Origin of the sequence: Vibrio kyushuensis (assembly GCF_050337325.1) — a bacterium.
GTDB lineage: Bacteria > Pseudomonadota > Gammaproteobacteria > Enterobacterales > Vibrionaceae > Vibrio > Vibrio kyushuensis.
In genome coordinates this window covers 331,143-350,809 of sequence record NZ_JAKJSV010000007.1, presented here as the reverse complement: position 1 = coordinate 350,809, position 19,667 = coordinate 331,143, and the positions used below count along the sequence as shown (strand labels likewise).

The 19,667-nt window shown below is 44.1% G+C and carries 16 protein-coding genes; 10 read left to right on the top strand and 6 right to left on the bottom strand.

Annotated elements, in window-relative coordinates:
* Window positions 1–21 precede the first annotated feature (21 nt).
* Together L4D20_RS17365 and glnA are read right to left on the bottom strand one after the other, a co-directional pair.
* Entirely contained in the window at window positions 22–609 is a 588-nt protein-coding gene (locus L4D20_RS17365) for a DUF4124 domain-containing protein (RefSeq protein ID WP_428802894.1), read from the bottom strand.
* Window positions 610–761: 152 nt separating this feature from the next.
* Complete coding sequence (gene glnA, locus L4D20_RS17360) at window positions 762–2,171, bottom strand: glutamate--ammonia ligase (RefSeq protein ID WP_428802836.1); 1,410 nt, start codon at window positions 2,169–2,171, stop codon at window positions 762–764.
* Window positions 2,172–2,711: 540 nt separating this feature from the next.
* Between glnA and typA the strand changes: the two genes are divergently transcribed.
* The 5 genes from typA to L4D20_RS17335 all read left to right on the top strand — a co-directional run bounded on the left by typA (window position 2,712) and on the right by L4D20_RS17335 (window position 7,684).
* Window positions 2,712–4,547, top strand: a complete 1,836-nt coding sequence (typA, locus tag L4D20_RS17355; protein WP_428802835.1) for a translational GTPase TypA — start codon at window positions 2,712–2,714, stop codon at window positions 4,545–4,547.
* A 127-nt stretch (window positions 4,548–4,674) separates the two neighbouring features.
* Window positions 4,675–5,202 (top strand): AAA family ATPase, encoded by a 528-nt coding sequence (locus L4D20_RS17350; RefSeq protein ID WP_428802893.1) that lies wholly within the window; start codon window positions 4,675–4,677, stop codon window positions 5,200–5,202.
* Window positions 5,203–5,350: 148 nt separating this feature from the next.
* On the top strand, window positions 5,351–6,241 hold the full coding sequence (locus L4D20_RS17345) for a virulence factor BrkB family protein (RefSeq protein ID WP_428802892.1): 891 nt from the start codon (window positions 5,351–5,353) through the stop codon (window positions 6,239–6,241).
* The gene (gene dtd / locus L4D20_RS17340) at window positions 6,195–6,629 is read left to right on the top strand and encodes a D-aminoacyl-tRNA deacylase (RefSeq protein ID WP_428802834.1); all 435 of its coding nucleotides are present in this window, start codon (window positions 6,195–6,197) and stop codon (window positions 6,627–6,629) included. Before L4D20_RS17345 ends, dtd begins: the two co-directional genes overlap by 47 nt.
* Window positions 6,630–6,766: 137 nt before the next feature.
* The gene (locus tag L4D20_RS17335; protein ID WP_428802833.1) at window positions 6,767–7,684 is read left to right on the top strand and encodes a bifunctional GNAT family N-acetyltransferase/hotdog fold thioesterase; all 918 of its coding nucleotides are present in this window, start codon (window positions 6,767–6,769) and stop codon (window positions 7,682–7,684) included.
* Window positions 7,685–7,765: 81 nt separating this feature from the next.
* Here L4D20_RS17335 and L4D20_RS17330 read toward each other — a convergent pair whose 3' ends face one another.
* The 4 genes from L4D20_RS17330 to hslR all read right to left on the bottom strand — a co-directional run bounded on the left by L4D20_RS17330 (window position 7,766) and on the right by hslR (window position 13,175).
* Window positions 7,766–9,715: an AsmA family protein gene (locus L4D20_RS17330; protein ID WP_428802832.1), complete on the bottom strand. Its 1,950-nt coding sequence runs from the start codon at window positions 9,713–9,715 to the stop codon at window positions 7,766–7,768.
* A gap of 183 nt (window positions 9,716–9,898) precedes the next feature.
* Window positions 9,899–11,527 carry a phosphoenolpyruvate carboxykinase (ATP) gene (pckA, locus tag L4D20_RS17325; protein WP_428802831.1) on the bottom strand — a complete coding sequence of 543 codons (1,629 nt, stop codon included), beginning with the start codon at window positions 11,525–11,527 and terminating at the stop codon, window positions 9,899–9,901.
* Between the two features lie 370 nt (window positions 11,528–11,897).
* Window positions 11,898–12,773, bottom strand: a complete 876-nt coding sequence (gene hslO, locus L4D20_RS17320; protein ID WP_428802830.1) for an Hsp33 family molecular chaperone HslO — start codon at window positions 12,771–12,773, stop codon at window positions 11,898–11,900.
* Window positions 12,774–12,788: 15 nt separating this feature from the next.
* The gene (gene hslR / locus L4D20_RS17315) at window positions 12,789–13,175 is read right to left on the bottom strand and encodes a ribosome-associated heat shock protein Hsp15 (protein WP_428802829.1); all 387 of its coding nucleotides are present in this window, start codon (window positions 13,173–13,175) and stop codon (window positions 12,789–12,791) included.
* A gap of 264 nt (window positions 13,176–13,439) precedes the next feature.
* Between hslR and gspC the strand changes: the two genes are divergently transcribed.
* Genes gspC through gspG form a run of 5 tightly spaced genes read left to right on the top strand, consistent with a single transcriptional unit; the run spans window position 13,440 to window position 19,657 of the window.
* Window positions 13,440–14,372, top strand: coding sequence for a type II secretion system protein GspC (gspC, locus tag L4D20_RS17310; RefSeq protein ID WP_428802828.1), 933 nt, complete (start codon window positions 13,440–13,442; stop codon window positions 14,370–14,372).
* Between the two features lie 36 nt (window positions 14,373–14,408).
* On the top strand, window positions 14,409–16,463 hold the full coding sequence (gene gspD / locus L4D20_RS17305) for a type II secretion system secretin GspD (RefSeq protein WP_428802827.1): 2,055 nt from the start codon (window positions 14,409–14,411) through the stop codon (window positions 16,461–16,463).
* Window positions 16,460–17,953 carry a type II secretion system ATPase GspE gene (gspE, locus tag L4D20_RS17300; protein WP_428802826.1) on the top strand — a complete coding sequence of 498 codons (1,494 nt, stop codon included), beginning with the start codon at window positions 16,460–16,462 and terminating at the stop codon, window positions 17,951–17,953. The genes gspD and gspE overlap by 4 nt, the downstream gene beginning before the upstream one ends.
* Complete coding sequence (gene gspF, locus L4D20_RS17295; protein WP_428802825.1) at window positions 17,953–19,176, top strand: type II secretion system inner membrane protein GspF; 1,224 nt, start codon at window positions 17,953–17,955, stop codon at window positions 19,174–19,176. Before gspE ends, gspF begins: the two co-directional genes overlap by 1 nt.
* A gap of 37 nt (window positions 19,177–19,213) precedes the next feature.
* Window positions 19,214–19,657, top strand: coding sequence for a type II secretion system major pseudopilin GspG (gene gspG, locus L4D20_RS17290; RefSeq protein WP_428802824.1), 444 nt, complete (start codon window positions 19,214–19,216; stop codon window positions 19,655–19,657).
* Window positions 19,658–19,667 lie beyond the last annotated feature (10 nt).

The window sequence follows — 19,667 nt, the reverse complement described above, 5'->3', positions numbered from 1 at the left end:
AAGTTTCAGACCCGTTTTGCGTTACTTTATAGAAGCACTATGTAAATGCACCGTTATAGTGTTGGATGATGCAATAAGCTTGCCGTCTCTAAACGCTTGAATTGAAATAGTATGAGTGCCGCGATTAATATTTTTTAGTTGCCACTCTCCAGTCGTGTTGGGGGCTGCGTATGAGGCGTCATTGAAGATCAGCTGTAGGTGCTCACCCACGGCCAATTTACGATTTAGCTTTGAAGTAATGTTGATATGGCCTTGGTTACTGCGAATGGTTTGGTCACTCTGCGGAGATTGAAAAGAGAGTGATAGCGGCTCAGGTTGAAGCGCAGTCTTGGTTTTTTTGTTTGGAATTGTTTTACTGCTAGAGGCATCGCTAGGTAAGTTTTCAAATGAGGGTGCAGGGGCATTTGCTTGATGATCGGGTAGGGTTAACGCCTTAGTATTCTTACCACCTGGTGAGTCGCTAAAATGGAGAACGCCTTGGTCATCCTCCCAGGTATAGACAGTCTGAGCGAAGAGCAAACTGGGAGTGAATATTAAGAGAGCGACTAAAGAGGAAATAGCGAAGTCAGAAGTGAGCAGCACAGAGCGGGTAGGAAGTCGCTTTTTCATCATTAGTATCCTTCAAATAATCAATCAATTGAGTATGTTAAAGGTCGATGTTCATAGGCCAAATACAAAAAAGGCCCACCTGCGAGGTGAGCCTAATAAAATAGTAACTTCAACTATAAATTACACAATACTTTGTGAATTACGAATTGAGGTTATACAGAGTAGTAAAGTTCAAACTCAAGTGGGTGAGTTGTCATGTTTACGCGCTCTACGTCTTGAGACTTAAGACCGATGTAAGAATCGATAAAGTCATCAGAGAATACGCCGCCGGCAGTTAGGAACTCACGGTCTTCATCAAGTGCTTTTAGTGCAACTTCTAGAGATTCTGCAACTGTTGGGATTTCTGCTGCTTCTTCTGCTGGTAGGTCGTATAGATCTTTGTCCATCGCTTCGCCAGGGTGAATCTTGTTCTTGATTCCGTCAAGGCCAGCCATAAGCATTGCTGAGTAGCATAGGTATGGGTTAGCTGCTGGGTCACCAAAACGTAGCTCGATACGACGCGCTTTAGGGCTTGGTACCACTGGGATACGGATAGAAGCAGAACGGTTACGTGCAGAGTATGCAAGCATTACTGGTGCTTCGAAGCCTGGTACAAGACGCTTGTACGAGTTAGTTGATGGGTTAGCGAACGCGTTAATAGCGCGAGCGTGCTTGATTACACCACCGATGTAGTGAATAGCTAGCTCAGATAGGCCGCCGTACTTATCACCAGCGAACAGGTTAACACCGTCTTTCGCTAGAGATTGGTGAACGTGCATACCAGAACCGTTATCACCAACAAGTGGCTTAGGCATGAATGTCGCTGTTTTACCAAATGCGTGAGCAACGTTGTGTACAACGTACTTGTAGATCTGAGTCTCATCAGCTTTTGTTGTTAGCGTGTTGAAGCGAGTAGCGATTTCGTTTTGACCCGCAGTTGCTACTTCGTGGTGGTGAGCTTCAACAACAAGACCCATCTCTTCCATGATTAAACACATAGCAGAACGGATATCTTGAGATGAATCAACAGGAGCTACTGGGAAGTAACCGCCTTTAACGCCAGGACGGTGACCTTTGTTACCGCCTTCGTAATCAGAACCTGTGTTCCAAGCTGCTTCTACGTCGTCAATCTTGAAGAAAGAACCTGACATATCAGTGTTAAACTTAACATCATCAAATAGGAAGAATTCTGGTTCAGGACCGATAAGAACTGTGTCTGCGATACCTGTTGAACGTAGGTACTCTTCAGAACGCTTAGCGATTGAACGTGGGTCACGGTCGTAGCCTTGCATTGTTGCAGGCTCTAAAATATCACAACGGATATTTAGCGTTGAGTCTTCTGTGAAAGGGTCAAGAACAGCGCTAGATGCGTCAGGCATCATTACCATGTCTGATTCGTTGATACCTTTCCAGCCAGCAACTGAAGAACCATCGAACATCTTACCTTCTTCGAAGAAGTCTGCGTCAACTTGGTGAGACGGAATTGAGATATGTTGCTCTTTACCTTTTGTATCTGTAAAGCGCAGGTCAATAAACTTAACTTCGTTTTCTTGGATTAGCGATAGGACATTTTCTACTGACATCTTGGATAACCTCCAGTGTAATTAAAGCGGTATTAGCTCGATAAAATAGTCTTCTATAAAAGTGATGAACTTATAATAAAAGTAAGAAACCCAGCATTGATTAATTTCGTTTCATTAGTATTAATCGATGCTGATTACAATAAAGCTATTATCGTGCCAAAAAAATTAATCCATTAATTTCAATGCATTATATAAAAGTTGTTGAGATTAATCATTGCGATTGCACCAAAATGATCCGCAATAGCACTGTATTGGTGCATTACGGTGCAATTGCACCAATATGAAACAAACAACAGATGTTATTCAGCCAATATTTGCCGAAAATGTCAATGGCAATAATGCGTACCTGATTCTAATTTGTCCCAAATCAACTCATCATCTAGTCTTATATGGAAGGAAATCGCTGAGATGGATCACATATTTCTGGGTTTTTTCCCAGAATCTGGTACATTACGGACGTTTTTTTAATCAAATAAAGTAATGCTCATTAAATAATCGATTATTTAAGAGGGTTACTTCTTTAAAAGTGAATCAAAATCCATGGCTACTCCACAGATTGATAAGTTAAGAAATATCGCGATCATCGCGCACGTTGACCACGGCAAAACTACGCTGGTTGATAAACTGCTACTGCAATCAGGTACGCTTGAGTCTCGCGGTGAAGCTGAAGAGCGAGTCATGGACTCGAACGACATCGAAAAAGAGCGTGGCATTACCATTCTTGCTAAGAACACAGCAATTAACTGGAATGACTACCGCATCAACATCGTAGATACTCCTGGACACGCGGACTTCGGTGGTGAAGTTGAGCGTATCATGTCAATGGTAGATTCAGTTCTACTTATCGTTGACGCTGTTGATGGCCCAATGCCTCAAACTCGTTTCGTTACTCAAAAAGCATTCGCACACGGCCTTAAGCCAATCGTTGTTATCAACAAGATTGACCGTCCTGGTGCTCGTCCTGATTGGGTTATGGATCAAGTTTTCGATCTTTTCGACAACTTAGGCGCAACTGATGAGCAATTAGACTTCACTGTTGTTTACGCTTCAGCACTAAACGGCTGGGCAACAATGGAAGAAGGTACTGTTGGCGAAGACATGGAACCACTGTTCCAAGCCGTTGTAGACACAGTAGAAGCACCGCAAGTTGATCTTGATGGTTCACTTCAAATGCAAGTATCTCAGCTTGATTACAGCTCTTACGTTGGCGTTATCGGTGTATGTCGTGTAACTCGCGGTAGCATCAAGCCAAACCAACAAGTAACTATTGTTGGTGCAGACGGTAAGAAACGTAATGGCAAAGTGGGCACAGTTCTAGGTTACCTAGGTCTTGAGCGTCACGAAGTTGAACAAGCTAACGCTGGTGATATCATTGCAATCACAGGTCTTGGTGAGCTGAAAATTTCAGACACTATCTGTGACCAAAACAACGTTGAAGCAATGGAACCACTTTCTGTTGACGAACCAACGGTAACAATGACATTCCAAGTAAACACTTCTCCGTTCGCGGGTAAAGAAGGTAAGTTTGTAACGTCACGTAACATCCTTGAGCGTCTACAAAAAGAGCTAGTACACAACGTTGCACTACGCGTTGAAGAGACTGACAGCCCAGACCGTTTCCGTGTATCAGGTCGTGGTGAACTTCACCTTTCGATCCTTATCGAAAACATGCGTCGTGAAGGTTTTGAGCTAGCAGTATCTCGTCCAGAAGTAATCATCAAAGAAGAAGATGGTCAACTATTGGAACCGTTTGAAACGGTAACTATCGATGTTGTTGAAGAGCACCAAGGTGCAATCATGGAAAGCATCGGTCTACGTAAAGGTGAGCTAACAGATATGGCTCCAGATGGTAAAGGCCGTGTTCGCATGGACTTCATGATGCCTTCTCGTGGTCTTATCGGTTTCCAAACTGAATTCCTAACAATGACGTCTGGTTCTGGTCTTATTTACCACTCATACGATCACTACGGCCCACACAAAGGCGGCGTAATCGGTCAGCGTAACAACGGCGTACTTGTTTCAAACGGCACAGGTAAAGCACTAACTTACGCATTGTTCTTCCTTCAAAACCGTGGTCGCCTATTTGCAGAGCACGCAGACGAAGTATATGAAGGCCAAGTAATCGGTATTCACAACCGTTCTAACGACCTAACAGTTAACTGTTTGAAAGGTAAGCAGCTAACTAACGTTCGTGCATCTGGTACTGATGAAGCGCAGGTTCTTTCTCCGCCTATCCGTCACACACTTGAGCAAGCTCTTGAGTTTATCGACGAAGATGAGCTAGTAGAAGTAACGCCAGAAAGCGTTCGTATCCGTAAGAAACTTCTTACTGAAAACGAGCGTAAGCGTGCTGCACGTCCAGCGAAAGACGCTTAATAGCTTGTTTGCTTAACGGCTTTATGCTGTAACAGCTAAACAATAGAAAGGGTGAGAAGATTTCTTCTTGCCCTTTTTTGTGTCTGAAGGTTATGACGTTAGAAGGTTTATGATGGATAAAACAGAAATGAAACCAATTATTATTTCGGGTGGGCCAGGGGCTGGTAAAACAACCTTGATTAATGCGCTGTCTGCGCGAGGTCATCAAACCTTTGCTGAAAGCTCTCGCCAATTGATTGAGCAGCAAAGCCAACTAGAAGGTGGCGTATTACCTTGGACGAACTTAACGGGTTTTGCAGAGCTTTGTTTGGACGTAATGGGTGAGCAGAAACAGGCGGCCATAGCGAGCCGACGACTCTCATTTATGGATCGCGCCATTCCTGATATTTGCGCCTACCTAAAGCAGGGGGAGATTGAAGTGGACGACAAGTATGTAGAAGGCTGCAAGGGTTATCATCCTCAGGTGTTTTTTTGTCGACCTGAAGCGTCTATTTATGTTCAAGATGATGTGAGACCGTACCCATTTGAAGAGGCATTACAAATCCATCATCAGCTTGAGAATACCTATCGAGAGTTAGGGTTTGAAGTTGTTGATGTGCCTTGGGGGAGCGTGGAACAAAGAGTTGATGAGATATTGGCCTATGTTAGAAAATAATCTAGATTGGTAGCGACTAGAGCCTGTTAACTGATAAGCTTAATTTAATTACACTGTATCAGGGAGAAACAGGTTGAAGTTGGATGCGATCACTCTAAATACCGCGTTAAAGCATGGGCTAGCCTATTGTCGCTATCTTTTGACTCGGATGAAGCACGATAGAATCAATGTAAACGCTGGGTATCTAACCTACATTACTTTGCTCTCAATTGTGCCAATGCTAACGGTATTGCTGTCTGTGCTCTCGTCGTTTTCAATCTTTGCCACTGCTGGCGATGTCATACAAGACTTTGTTATTACCCACTTTGTTCCGGCGGCGGGCGATGCTGTTAAAGGCGCGTTAGCTGAGTTTATTGCGAATACCGGAAAAATGACCGCCGTTGGTGGCTTGTTTTTGTTTGTTGCCGCGCTGATGCTGATTTCCAATATTGATAAGAATCTTAACTTTATTTGGCGAGTCACAGAAAAGCGCCGCCCCGTTTTTTCCTTTTCAATGTATTGGATGGTGCTGACTCTAGGGCCAATCCTTGTTGGGGCAAGTATTGCTGCCACCTCTTACATCACCTCTTTGAAGATTATTGACAGTGAAGCCATTACGGGTGTCTATAATTTGCTGCTTCGCTGGTTGCCATTTTTACTCTCTTTCTTTGCTTTTATCGTACTTTACCTACTTGTTCCCAACAAAAAGGTACTATTTAAGCATGCGGTTGTCGGCGCTATTGTGGCGGCCATTTTATTTGAGCTGAGTAAAAAGGGCTTTGCGGCTTACATCACTCATTTCCCTTCTTATCAGCTTATTTACGGCGCTCTGGCGGCGATCCCTATTTTGTTTGTTTGGGTTTACTTGTGTTGGTTAATTGTTTTGATTGGCGCGGAAGTCACCGCAGCATTGGGCGAAGAGACTCAGTGGTCACAAGATTCAGAGATGCTACAATCGAGCGTTCAAGATAGTCAGAACGTTCAAAGTATTGAGCAAGAGAAAGGAAAACAGAGTGATAGCGCTGATTCAGAGAGTAAGCGAAGCCGCAGTAAAAGTTGATGGTGAAGTCGTTGGTGAAATAGACCAAGGTCTACTGGTACTGCTCGGTGTTGAGAAAGATGATGATGAAGCCAAAGCAAAACGCTTAATGGAGCGCGTTACTACATATCGAGTTTTCAGTGATGATGAAGGTAAGATGAACCTCAATGTGAAACAAGTTAGTGGTAAAGTGTTGGTCGTTTCTCAATTCACCTTACCGGCAGACACCAAAAAAGGCACCAGAGCAGGCTTTTCACGTGGAGCACATCCAGCTGATGCGGAGCGCTTGTATGACTACTTTTCAGATCAGTGTGAAGCCGTGCTACCAACGGAGCGAGGACAATTCGCTGCAGATATGAAAGTATCACTTGTGAACGATGGCCCCGTGACTTTTTGGCTACAAGTGTAGCTAATACGTATTGAGTAAAGATTAATCGAGTAAAAACAAAGCGAGAAAATGAGAACGACAGTCAGCGGATCTATAATTAATAAAAATCGACCGTGGCTAATTTTAATAGACAGACGTAAAACGCTAGGAAGAATTCAATGTTCAAACTGATTACACCAAAAACAGATAACCAGCTGAATAAGTATTATCACTTTCGCTGGCAGATGTTGCGTGAGCCGTGGCAAATGCCGCTAGGTTCAGAGCGTGATGAATATGATTCAACTAGTCATCACCGCATGATTGTGGATGGTAGAGGGCGACCAATGGCGATTGGGCGTCTGTATATTACCCCTGACGATGAAGGCCAAGTACGTTATATGGCGGTGAAAAGTAACCGTCGTAATAAAGGTATGGGTTCGCTGTTGTTGGTGGCTCTTGAGTCGTTAGCCCGCCAAGAAGGTGTAAAGCGGTTAGTATGTAATGCTCGTGAAGATGCCATCTCATTTTATGAAAAAAACCATTTTGAGCGTCGTGGTGAGCTAACTGATCAGCGTGGGCCTATGCGTCACCAACAGATGGTGAAGACACTGGACCCAATGGCCAATGTACTTCGAAAGCCGGAATGGTGTACTGAGTTACAAGAGCGTTGGGAAAATCAGATCCCAATCAGTGACAAGATGGGCATTAAAATTAACCAATATACCGGTTATCAATTTGAGTGTAGCGCGCAGCTGAATCCGAATCTTAACCCACACAACACCATGTTTGCAGGCTCTGCATTTACACTTGCAACCTTAACGGGTTGGGGAATGACGTGGTTATTGCTTAAAGAGCGCGGCTTACAAGGTGATATTGTTTTGGCTGATAGCCGAATTCGATATCGTCACCCTGTGGAGCATAACCCTGTGGCGAGTACCTCTTTGGATGGTATCAGTGGTGACTTAGATAGATTGGCGTCTGGGCGAAAAGCTCGCATTGTCATTAACGTCACTATTTACAGTGGTGATAAAGCAGCGGTTGAGTTTATTGGCACTTATATGCTGCTACCAAATTACCAGTCGACCCTTTCTGTTTAACCTCAATATACTATCGGTGTAATTACGCCTCCGTGAATACACCGAATTACTTAGCTCGAATAAGTTATTGCCCCAAATGCGTTAAGAGCAATTATGATGGGACGTCGTTTTGTTATTGAGTAGATCAAAGCTCAGTTGCTGGCACTCTTGTTCAATTAGCAGCTCAATATTGCCTACTTTTGGCATCACCAAATCGATGTTGCCATGCAGTGAACCCACTAGATTTTCACCTTCCACTTTACTGTCACTCATTGATACGCGACCTCTATTGGAATTCACCTCTAGATCTCGCATGTAAAAGGGTATCAGTAAGCTTTGTGGCTGCGCGCTGCCATAACCTTGAGCTTTGGTATAAGTTAACTTGGCATCACGTACGCTGGCGAGAATAGTGCCCGTCAGTGAATGATCTAGCATCTCTTTATTGCCTGATAATCCATGCGCGTTTAGCTCAAGCTCCAGCTCACCATCAAGTTGAATAGGTAGGTTAGCCACGGTATGAATCAATTTTAGTGGCAGCCCATCACCATGAGCGATCAGCTGCCATGGACGGCTGAGGCTATTGAGTTCCCAATAACCCGAAGCATCAAAATAGCCTTTTTCTAGTGGAATGAAGAGCCGCTCTAGCTCCCAAGCCCCGTCATCTGAATTACTGTTGATCACCGCTTGTGTTGCTATTGCATCATCGTAACTTAGACTATTTGCGGAGAGTTCGATCTCTCCATTCCATAGGCCCAACGTTTGGTTTCGTTTCAGCTCTAGGTTACTTCCTGAGACATTCAGCCCTGACACTTGCCAAAACGGCGAGTGTTTAATCTGAATCACCTGACTACGTAGGATGTCGAGTTGATTAATAGCCACAGCATCTTGCTGATTTAAGTAGTCAGTCAGTAACGATAAACTCTGTTGTGTGTCCTCAACTAGCTTAAGACCCGTGGCTTTTAGCCAATCAAGTTTTGTTGTAGTGGGGGTTAGTTTTCCTGAAAGCTGAATCCGACCTTGAAGATAATCGCTATCAAATTCCACGATAGAAATCTGATTCGGTGATAGCTCTAATTTTGCCATTGGAGAAATAAAAAGCTGATCTTGGTAGGCGATGCTCTCGGCATTAAACGAAAGGTACGCACTCTCTTGCTGCCACCATGATAAGGATTGAAATAGAGATTGTGTGGACAATGAAGGCAGCGTTATATTTTCGACCGATGCATCCAAATTTACGATTTGAACATCACCGGAGGAGAAATGACTGTTAAGTACATCTAGGCTATTAATGTGAGAGATGTTATTGAATATCGTAGTTTGGCCTGATGAAAGTGCAGTTAGTTTTTCAAGTTCAGTTAAATTGAGCTTATTAAGAGTCACATTAACCAGTGACCAACCGTGATCATACTGCTCGGCTTGGCCAGATATTTCAGCGTCGCGCCACTCAAATGAAATACCAAAAATGGTGCTGTTATTTGGCTTGTAGTCAGCGTCGATCAATAGCTGATTGAGTGCTTCGCCATGATAGTAAAACTGCTCAGCACTTAGCTGAATCTCTCCAAAGGGGATCAGTTGCTTCTCGTCACGCCAGAGTGGTTTTTTAATCTGAATATTGATCCCACGAGCAATGCTGTCTTGATAGGAGAGATCGAAATTATTCAAAGCGAGTTGATGCAGTGTGAGATTATTTTGCCATTCAAAAGAGAGTTGCGACTGTTGTAGGCTTAAACCATCAATGAGCAGGCTATCGAGCACCCATTTCCCTTGTTGATAAGGGGTTCGATTGATCCACAGTTCAACTTTAGGAATGTATGTCGTTTTCAGCTTTTGACTCTGTTTTTGTGTGCGCTGATAAGTGACACCCTCGAAGCTGAAGTGTAGTGGTGCGTTGTAGGTGATTTTTTCAACCTGAATTTGGCTGTCTAGAAATAGCTCAAATAGATAATTCCCAGCGGCAGAAGCGTAGCGAGTTTGAGAAATAGCATAAGCCGATGCGACGAGCGAAATGAGCAGAGCAATTAGGATTAGCGGAATGACCAGCAGCTTTTTCATTTCAGATGTAATCCAATTTGAGTGAGATCGTATCAATAAGAGTCTATAGATTGGTACAAAATGAAGTGTGCATCAATAGAAAAAGCCCCTAAAGTTAGGGGCTTGTACTAAGTTGTGAGATTAAGAGCCAAAGTTGTCAGCTTTTTAGTAACAGTTATCAGCTTCAATCCACTTGGTTTGCTTTTAGTCGAGCTGTGGACCTGCGGCAACTAGAGACTGACCTTCGTTATTATCTGTGTACTTATCAAAGTTATTGATAAAGCGCTGAGCTAGATCATTCGCTTTGCTTTCCCACTGTAGTGGGTCAGTGTAAGTATCACGAGGGTCTAAGATGGAAGGGTCAACACCAGGTAGGGATGTTGGAACTTCTAAATTAAACACTGGAATAGACGTCGTTTCTGCTTTCTCAATCGAGCCATCTAGGATTGCATCGATGATTCCGCGAGTATCTTGAATAGAGATGCGCTTGCCACTGCCGTTCCAACCTGTGTTAACAAGGTAAGCTTCAGCACCTGCCGCTTCCATACGCTTAACCAGTACTTCAGCATACTTAGTTGGGTGTAGCGTTAGGAACGCCGCACCAAAACAAGCAGAGAACGTAGGCGTTGGTTCAGTAATACCACGCTCAGTACCGGCTAGTTTCGCGGTAAAGCCTGATAGGAAGTGGTACTTAGTTTGCTCAGGTGTCAGCTTAGACACTGGAGGAAGCACACCAAATGCATCCGCTGATAAGAAGATCACTTTGTTTGCGTGACCGCCTTTAGACACAGGTTTAACGATGTTATCGATGTGGTGGATTGGGTAAGAAACACGAGTGTTCTCAGTTTTTGAGTTGTCATCAAAATCAATAGAACCATCATTGCGAACAGTTACGTTTTCTAGCAGTGCATCACGGCGGATTGCATTGTAGATATCTGGCTCAGCTTCTTTAGACAGCTTGATGGTTTTTGCGTAACAGCCACCTTCAAAGTTAAATACGCCGTCATCATCCCAACCGTGCTCATCGTCACCAATAAGCGCACGTTTAGGATCAGTAGACAGTGTTGTTTTACCCGTACCTGATAGGCCGAAGAACACAGCTACGTCGCCTTCTTCACCTACGTTAGCACTACAGTGCATAGAGGCGATGTCTTGCAGAGGCAAGAAGTAGTTCATCATTGCGAACATACCTTTTTTCATCTCACCGCCGTACCAAGTGCCGCCAATCAGCTGCATGCGCTCAGTTAGGTTAAATACCGTGAAGTTTTCAGAGTTCAGACCATGCTCTTCCCACTTCTGGTTGGTACATTTTGCGCCGTTCATTACGACGAAGTCAGGCTCAAATGTTGTTAGCTCTTCTTCGCTTGGACGAATGAACATGTTTTTCACGAAGTGAGCTTGCCATGCAACCTCAGTAATTACGCGAATACTTAAACGAGTATCAGGGTTAGCACCACAGTAACCATCAATCACAAACAAGCGTTTACCAGATAACTGATTCGTCACAAGCGCCTTAAGGTCATTCCAAACCGCTTGGTCGATTGCTTTGTTATCATTTTTAACCGCGTCAGATGTCCACCACATGTGCTCTTCTGTTGTCGCATCTTTAACGATGTACTTATCTTTTGGCGAGCGGCCAGTAAAGATCCCAGTATCAACAGCAACAGCACCAAGTTCAGTTACTACGCCTTTTTCGTAGCCTTCTAAACTTGAACGGGTTTCCTCTTCGAATAATTGCTCGTAACTAGGATTGCGAAGAATCTCAGTTGCGCCAGTAATTCCGTGCTTTGTTAGATCGATTTGTGCAGCCTTTGTATGTTCCATAACGGTCATAGGTGCTCCTTGTAAGGATAGATTTTGTAGGGATTTGAAATTTTATTATTTTTTTATTTGCTCATCATACTACCAACGAGGTAGACGGAAAAAAGGGATGTAGTTCAAAAAATACCCACAATTCCGGTGTGGCTTATGTGTCCCATCACATAATGGCAAGAACCATTTTATCCTGTAAGCAAACCTTTGCGCTAGATCAAAAGAATTATTAAGTTGAAGAAATTAAGTGTGGTTATTTCATGGTGGAAGCCCTTGTGTTACCGGGGTTTGATCACAAAAAAAGCCAGCGATGAGCTGGCTTGTATGGCGGTTTTTACGTGCTTAATACGCTTTGCGAATTAGAACAGGTAAATTAAGCAGTTTGTACGAATTAATGCAGCGTACTGTTGCCTGAGTTGGCTTCAATAAACAGTTCTTTCACCTGTTCTTCGTTAAATGAATAACTCGTTCCACAGTAATCACAATGCAAAGAAACAGCACCTTCGGTGGCGATGATGTCGGCAAGCTCTTCTTGGCTAACGGTAATAATGGCTGCGCCGCTGCGTTCACGAGAGCAACCACAGTGAAATTCAACTGGCTGTGGCGTGAAAAGCTGAACTTTCTCTTGGTTATAAAGGCGATACAACAATTCGTTCGCTTCTAGTGTGAATAGCTCTTCATCTTTAACCGTATCAGTTAGCTGTTCAAGGTGCTCGAAGTCATCAGCAGAGCCTGTGCCATCGGGCATGACTTGCAGCAACATACCAGCTGCGCATTTTTTACCTTCAACTTCACCAGTACGAATCCATAGGCGCGTTTTTAATTGCTCAGAGCGCTCAAAGTAGCCTTCTAGGATTTCAGCTAGGTTGTCACCTTCAAGTCCAACCACACCTTGGTATCGTTCACCTTTCTTTGGTTCAATCGTGATCACGAGGTGACCTTTACCGATGAGTTCATGAAGTGATGCCTGATCGTCAATATCATCTTTAAAACGCGCAACACCACGAATTTTCTGATCATGGTCGCCATTGATCACAACCAGTGATACTGGGCCATCACCTTGCAGTTGCATGGTAATTGAACCTTCGAATTTAAGCGTTGCGGTTAACAGGGTTGTTGATACTAGTAGCTCACCCAGTAGCTTTTGCACGGCTACAGGGTATTCCTTGCCAGAAATAATTTGTTGGTAGGCTTCATCCACTTGTACCAACTCACCGCGTACAGAAAGATCTTCAAAAAGGTAGCGGTTTAATACATTGCTTTCCATCTAGGGAGCTCCAGCTTATTGATTCTTAAATTTAATAATGTTTCGACGCTGCTTTTTGTCAGGTCGACGTTCTGGGGCAGGGCTATGAGCGTGAAGTTTACGCTGCTCTGCATTTGTTTCTCGTTTTGCGATGCTTTCTGCTGTCTCAGTATAAAGCGTCTGTGCTTCTGGCGCTCCACGCCTCTGGTCTGACAGTTTTTCAATCACGACGGTTTTCTCTTCGTGACCTTGTCTAAGTGTAATTAGCGCGCCCAGTTCTACAAGTTTACTTGGTTTGCTACGCTGACCATTATAATGAACTTTGCCACCGTCGATCATATTACGTGCAATAGAACGCGTTTTATAAAAACGGGCGGCCCAGATCCATTTATCGAGTCTTATTGCTGTAGAGTTGGAACTCATAGTAAAAAAATACCTCTAATTGATTGGCGCACGGTAATAAGTCGACAGTTTACGATCACTGACATGTGAGAAACAGTCATCAAATGTGGGTAAACAATGGTGTTGTGATTCCATTTTTTCAAGGTAAACAGTAAATATTCGTGCGATTTCACGGTAGCTTAACAACCCTATGTTATATTAAAGGGTCATAACTGTATGATCAGTAATATTAATCACTGCTTCCTGTCAGTGATTTTGGATTGGTATTTATAAGGATATTCTTGGGTGAAGCAGAACCATCTTTCTCACATCGTCGCTTCAAATGTTTGGCTACAGAAAATAACGGGGAAATCCGTCGCTATTCAACAACGCTTGAGTATCGTCTGCTGCTTAATGTTATTGATGTCGGCTGCATGGATGTTGGGAAAAATGTTCTGGTTGGTGCAAAGCCCATCGGATTCAGTGACACCGTGGACACCCCAAGCGATCAATAAACAAAACCAACCTCAATCGAGCCTCGATACCTCTTCGCTAAAGAACAGCCACTTATTTGGTGTTTATCAACAAGAGAGTAAACCGGTTGAAAAGCCAGTCGTACAGGATGCGCCGAAAACGAAACTGAATTTGACCTTAGTTGGTGTCGTTGCCAGTAGTGATGAAAATAAGAGTTTAGCGGTTATTGCTAACCGAGGTAGTCAGGCAACTTACGGCATTCGAGAGCAGATTGAAGGCACTCGAGCACAACTGAAAGCGGTATTCAGTGATCGAGTGATTATTGATAATTCTGGGCGTGATGAAACCTTGATGCTCGCTGGTATTGATTACAGCAAGTTATCAGCCAATACACCCGCAGCAAAACCGAGCCAAAATCGCCAAGGTAATAATGTAGCGAATAGTAACGCGACTAGTGCATCGAAACTTGATTCGATTCGTGAGCAGATTTCAAAAGACCCACAAAAGATATTCCAGTACGTTCGCATGTCGCAAGTGAAGCGTGATGGCAAAGTGATGGGTTATCGAGTCACACCAGGTAAAGAGCCAGAGCTGTTTCGTTCAGTGGGTTTAGAAAGTGGTGATATTGCAACACAACTCAATGGTCATGATCTGACCGACCCCGCATCAATGAGCAAAATTTTTAAAACGATCTCTGAGTTAAGTGAGTTAAGTCTCACTGTAGAAAGAGATGGTCAAAGCCGTGATATTAATATTGAATTTTAATGCTGATGCACAGTGCGTCAGTATGAGGAGTAAAAAGTGAAGCATTGGTTTAACAAGAGTGCTTGTCTATTAGCAGGAAGCCTATTAGCAGGAAGCTTAGTGGCACCCCCAGTGGCGGTAGCCAATGATTTTAGTGCCAGTTTTAAAGGCACTGATATTCAAGAGTTTATTAACATTGTTGGTCGTAACTTAGAAAAAACCATCATTGTTGACCCGTCTGTGCGTGGCAAAGTAGATGTGCGCAGTTATGACATGTTGACCTCTGAGCAATATTACAGCTTCTTCCTCAATGTTCTTGAAGTGTACGGCTTTGCTGTCATTGAGATGGATAACGGTGTGTTAAAAGTGGTGAAATCGAAAGACGCCAAAACCTCCGCGATTCCAGTCGTCAGTGACGATAGCGCTCAGGGCGACAGTGTCATCACACGTGTTGTTGCAGTCCGAAACGTCTCAGTGAGAGAGCTATCGCCACTGCTGCGCCAACTCAACGATAATGCCGGTGCGGGTAACGTTGTGCACTACGATCCTGCCAATATTATCTTAATTACGGGTCGTGCTGCGGTTGTAAATCGCTTGGCTGAAATCATTAAGCGTGTTGACCAAGCAGGAGATAAAGAAATAGAAGTTATTGAGCTTAACAACGCTTCTGCTGCTGAAATGGTTCGTATCGTTGAAGCGTTAAACAAAACCACTGACACGAAAAATACTCCAGCATTCTTACAGCCTAAACTTGTGGCTGATGATCGCACCAACTCTATTCTCATCTCTGGCGATCCAAAAGTACGTGCAAGATTGAAAAGGTTGATTACTCAGCTCGATATCGAGATGGCTTCAAAAGGCAACAATCGCGTTATCTACCTTAAGTACGCAAAAGCCGACGAGTTGGTTGATGTTCTAAAAGGTGTTTCTGATAACCTGCAAGCTGAAAAACAAGCGGCTAGAGCGGGTTCTGGAACTGGTGGTGGAAGTAACAACCGAAATGAAGTGATGATAGCGGCTCATACCGGTACCAATGCGTTAGTTGTGACGGCTCCGCCAGATATCATGAATGCGATTCAAGATGTCGTCTCTCAGCTTGATATTCGCCGTGCTCAGGTTTTGATTGAAGCGTTAATTGTTGAAATGTCGGAGGGTGATGGCATCAACCTTGGGGTTCAATGGGGTAATTTGGAAACCGGTGCTGTTGTTCAATATGGCAATACTGGTGCATCCATTGGCAACGTGATGATTGGCTTAGAAGAAGCTCAAGACACGACTAAAACGGAAAGTTACTGGAACTCAAGCGATAATAAATGGGAATCACGTGAAACCACCGAGGAAGGGGATTACTCGACTTTAGCCGCTGCGTTATCTGGCGTGAACGGTGCCGCTGTGAGTATTGCGATGGGCGATTGGACGGCATTGATTAGTGCGGTATCCACCGATTCCAATTCAAATATTCTTTCTTCTCCAAGTATTACGGTAATGGATAATGGCGAAGCTTCATTCATCGTTGGTGAAGAAGTACCGGTTGTCACAGGTTCAACTTCTGGCTCCAATAACGATAATCCATTCCAAACCGTTGACCGTAAAGAAGTCGGTATCAAGCTTAAAGTGGTGCCACAAATTAACGAAGGTAATTCAGTACAACTGGATATCGAACAAGAAGTATCAAATGTACTGGGTGCCCAAGGCGCAGTGGATGTTCGCTTTGCTAAGCGTCAGATAAATACCACTGTTATGATCGAAGACGGGCAGATGATTGTCTTAGGTGGGCTTATCGATGAGCGCGCCCTTGAGAGTGAGTCGAAAGTACCGCTACTGGGCGATATTCCTTTCTTAGGTCACTTATTTAAATCGACCAGTACTCAGGTTGAGAAAAAGAACCTAATGGTCTTTATCAAACCAACCATCATTCGCGATGGCATGACGGCTGATGGGATCACTCAACGTAAATACAACTACATTCGTGCAGAGCAACTGTTTAAAGCCGATCAAGGCTTGAAGTTAATGGAAGATAATAACATTCCAGTACTGCCTGAGTTTGGTCAAGAAATTGGTCACCCTGCGGAAATCCAAGCCTTCCTCGATCAAATGAGTACAAAGAAATGAGTGAGCAACTAAACAATAGCGTCATACAGCGCTTGCCCTTTAGTTTTGCTAATCGCTTCAAGGTCGTCCTTGAACATAACGAGCAAGGCAGCACGCTATTTTATGTAGCGCCGCTGGCGATTGAAGCCTTAGTGGAAGTAAAGCGAGTAGCGAAAGTTGCCTTTACGACCATTGAGCAAAGCGTGGAAGAGTTTGATAGTAAACTGACGGAAGTTTATCAGCGAGACTCTTCAGAAGCGCGCCAGTTAATGGAAGATATCGGTGCTGACAGTGATGACTTTTTCTCTTTAGCGGAAGAGCTTCCTCATGATGAGGACTTGCTTGAAGCCGAAGACGATGCACCGATCATCAAATTGATTAACGCCATGCTGGGTGAAGCGATCAAGGAAGGTGCGTCTGATATACACATTGAGACGTTTGAAAAATCACTGTCGATTCGTTTTCGTGTCGACGGTGTCTTGCGTGATGTTCTCGCGCCAAGTCGCAAGCTAGCACCGTTACTTGTTTCTCGTGTGAAGGTGATGGCAAAGCTCGATATTGCTGAAAAACGAGTTCCTCAAGATGGTCGTATTTCACTGCGTATTGGTGGTCGAGCCGTCGATGTTCGTGTCTCAACCATGCCTTCATCTCATGGTGAGCGAGTGGTTATGCGTCTACTTGATAAGAACGCGACCCGTTTGGACCTGCACAGCTTAGGCATGACCAAACCTAATCACGATAGCTTTAGAACGTTGATTGAACGACCGCATGGCATTATTTTGGTGACGGGTCCTACCGGTTCTGGTAAATCCACCACTTTGTATGCGGGTCTTCAAGAGTTAAACAGCAACGAGAGAAATATCTTAACCGTAGAAGACCCGATTGAATTTGATATCGATGGCATCGGCCAAACACAGGTTAACCCGAAAGTTGAGATGACCTTCGCTCGTGGATTAAGAGCGATTCTTCGTCAAGATCCCGATGTGGTCATGGTCGGTGAAATTCGTGATTTAGAAACGGCGCAAATTGGTGTTCAAGCGTCATTGACGGGTCACTTGGTTATGTCGACTCTGCACACTAATACTGCTGTCGGTGCGATCACTCGTTTGCGAGACATGGGGATTGAGCCATTTTTGATCTCATCTTCTCTGCTTGGCGTATTAGCTCAGCGATTGGTACGAACGTTATGCCGTGATTGTAAGCAGCCATACCAAGCTCTACCAGATCAAAAGGCGTTGTTTGACGTTGCACCGGATGAAGAACTTATTTTGCATCGTGCCGAGGGCTGTGAAAGTTGTAATAACAAAGGTTACCGAGGTCGTACTGGTATCCATGAGTTGCTCTTGGTTGATGAAAACGTGCAAGCCCTAATCCACAGTGAAGCGGGTGAGCAAGCAATAGAACAAGCCGTTCGACAGAAAACGCCGAGCATTCGTAGTGATGGTTTATTGAAAGTTCGCCGAGGTATTACTTCGATTGAGGAAGTGATGCGAGTGACTAAGGAAACCTAATGGCGGCATTTGAGTATAAAGCGTTAAATGCCAAAGGGCGGCAAAAGAAGGGGGTTATCGATGGTGATAATGCCCGTCAAGTTCGTTCACGCCTAAAAGAGCAAGGTCTTATCCCTATCGAGGTGACTGAGACTCGCGCCAAAAACAGTGCTCAATCTGCGCAAGGCGGTATTGCTTTTAAGCGCGGTTTAAGTACCCCAGATTTAGCGCTTATTACCAGACAATTGTCGACACTGGTTCAGTCAGGTATGCCACTTGAAGAGTGTTTAAAAGCCGTCTCTGAACAGTCAGAAAAGCCGCGCATTCGTACCATGCTGGCTGCGGTGAGATCTAAGGTGACAGAAGGCTATACCTTAGCGGATAGCTTGGCCGATTATTCTCATGTGTTTGATGATCTGTTTCGTTCGATGGTGGCTGCAGGTGAAAAGTCGGGTCACTTGGATGCGGTATTGGAGCGTTTAGCCGATTACGCAGAGAACCGCGAAAAAATGCGTTCGAAATTGCTGCAAGCGATGATCTACCCCATTGTGCTGGTGGTATTTGCAGTCAGTATTGTGGCCTTTTTATTAGCGGCGGTCGTACCTAAAATCATCGATCAATTTGTGCAGATGGCGCAAGACTTACCTCAGTCGACCCAGATTCTATTAGCAGCGAGTGATTTTGTACAACAATGGGGCTTAGTGCTACTTATTAGCACAATCACTGTTATAGCGTTCATTAAGTGGTTGTTAACCAAGCCAGAAATTCGATTAAGCTGGGATAAAACCATGTTATCGCTGCCATTAATTGGCAAGATAATTAAAGGGCTGAATACCGCTCGCTTTGCTCGAACATTATCTATCTGTACATCCAGTGCTATCCCTATATTAGAAGGGATGCAGGTCGCGGTGGATGTTATGACTAATCAGTACATTAAACAGCAAGTACTGCTGGCCTCTGATAATGTCAGAGAAGGGGCGAGTTTAAGAAAAGCGCTCGATCAGACCAAACTGTTTCCACCGATGATGCTGCACATGATCGCCAGTGGTGAGCAAAGTGGTCAGCTTGAAAGTATGCTGACTCGCGCTGCGGATAACCAAGATACTCAGTTTGAATCAACCGTAAACATAGCATTGGGGTTATTTACGCCAATGCTGATTGCTTTAATGGCAGGGCTAGTGCTGTTTATTGTAATGGCGACCTTGATGCCAATCTTAGAAATGAATAATTTGATGAGTCGTTAAGACCACAATCTATGCCTCAATGGTTTTTGGAGAGAAAATGAGACGTAAAATGAACAAACAGTCAGGCTTTACCCTATTAGAAGTCATGGTAGTCGTGGTTATCTTAGGCTTACTTGCGAGCTTTGTTGTGCCTAACCTTATAGGTAGTAAAGACCAAGCGGATCAGAAAAAGGCCGTGATAGATATTGCAGCATTAGAAAGTGAGTTAATGAAGTACCGACTCAACCACCATACATTCCCAACGACCGATCAAGGTCTAGAAGCGTTGGTGACAAAACCAAACAACCCAGAGCCACGTAATTACCCTGAAAATGGCTACGTAACACGCTTACCAACAGACCCGTGGGGCAACGAATACCAATACCTAAACCCAGGTGAGCACGGCGTGATTGATATCTTTACCCTAGGTGCTGATGCTCAGGAAGGTGGTGAAGGGATTAACTCTGATATTGGTAACTGGAATCTACAAGATTTTCAGTAATCATAAGTAG